This window comes from Rhodococcus sp. KRD175 (assembly GCF_017168275.1).
Lineage (GTDB): Bacteria > Actinomycetota > Actinomycetes > Mycobacteriales > Mycobacteriaceae > Rhodococcoides > Rhodococcoides fascians.
Genome location: NZ_JABFAQ010000058.1, coordinates 1 through 1,125 on the forward strand (window position 1 = coordinate 1; position 1,125 = coordinate 1,125).

General features: G+C 62.8%; 2 protein-coding genes and 1 pseudogene. 1 reads left to right on the forward strand and 2 read right to left on the reverse strand.

Annotation, left to right across the window (positions count from 1 at the left end):
* Positions 1-466: PaaI family thioesterase (locus tag J1M81_RS25140; RefSeq protein WP_206499100.1), on the reverse strand; the 466-nt coding region annotated here is incomplete at its 3' end.
* 242 nt (positions 467-708) lie between these two features.
* Between J1M81_RS25140 and J1M81_RS26585 the strand changes: the two are divergent.
* Positions 709-828: pseudogene (locus J1M81_RS26585) on the forward strand (transposase); the annotation flags it as partial.
* A 55-nt stretch (positions 829-883) separates the two neighbouring features.
* Here the strand turns inward: J1M81_RS26585 and J1M81_RS25150 are convergent.
* Positions 884-1,125: DUF4872 domain-containing protein (locus J1M81_RS25150; protein ID WP_206499101.1), on the reverse strand; the 242-nt coding region annotated here is incomplete at its 5' end.

Consider the following 1,125-nt stretch of genomic DNA (forward strand, 5'->3'; position numbering starts at 1 on the left):
GGGCAGTAGCGGTGGCTACCGAGCGGCCCTGCGCATCGTCCATCGTGGCCGTGAGATCCAGTTTGCGCCCATCACGAGACCGAACGGCAGCACGCAATACGTATGGAGTGCCGAGCAGAACCGGCGCCAGGTAGTCGAGCTCGAGACGCCGCGTCACGGCGAGCTCACCCACTGTGTAGAGCAGGAAGCCGAACAGATCGTCGAGAACGGTCGCCACCGCGCCTCCGTGTGCTATCCCGGGTGCCCCGACATGACGTTGATCGAACACATGGTGAGCCACCACGCCGTTCTCGTCACGCTGGACCGACAGGGCGTGGCCGTGCGGGTTCTGCGGCCCACAACCAAGACAGTCGGGGTGGTGGGGCGGTAGATCAGGCGAGTCGAAACTCGTGCTCCAGAACGAGCGCGCCCAGTTCTCGACAGCCGGGCCGGCCGACCCGCTGACCTCGTCCGGAACTCTTTTCATGGTCGGACCTCTCTGTCGTGAAAAAAAATTGTGCCGAGTCTGTCGCGTCATCGTGCGCTCGGCCTGCACCGCTGTTAGTTTCGATAGATAAACTGCACTATGTCAGAAGTGAACCGCGCGTTGAAAACGTCGGCGAGGTTGCAGATGAGGGTCATCCACCCCGCAGCCCAGTGGCTGGCGTCGTGATCTGATCGGCCCAGGGATTCGGACACTAGACCCGCTTGGAATAGGGATCTACAAGCATGAGCAGATCGCGTCGATCTTTCAGCACCGAGTTCAAAGACGAACTGTGCCGAGAGGTCATCGACTCTTCCAAGCCGATCAGTGAGGTCGCCAGGGCGTACGGTGTCGGCGACGACAGCTGCAGCACAGTGCGATGCGCCCCGTGTACCGCGCGCCATCGAACGACGGTGGGCATCATCTCGTGATGGCGGACAGCGAGCGTGAAGCAGACTCCAGGGACTCCACCAGGATCAGCTCGAGTTCCGACAGTCTGGCAGCCGACACGGCCACCGCAGCTGCGCGTGTTCGTACATCGAGACCGCGTTGTGTTCCGGCGCGGGCAGTTTCGGTCCAGGCCTGGGCGCAGTGATCGGCGGCCACCGCGAGGTCTGCGGTAGCGGGATCACCGGTCAGACGTGCAATCTCGGTACAGCCGT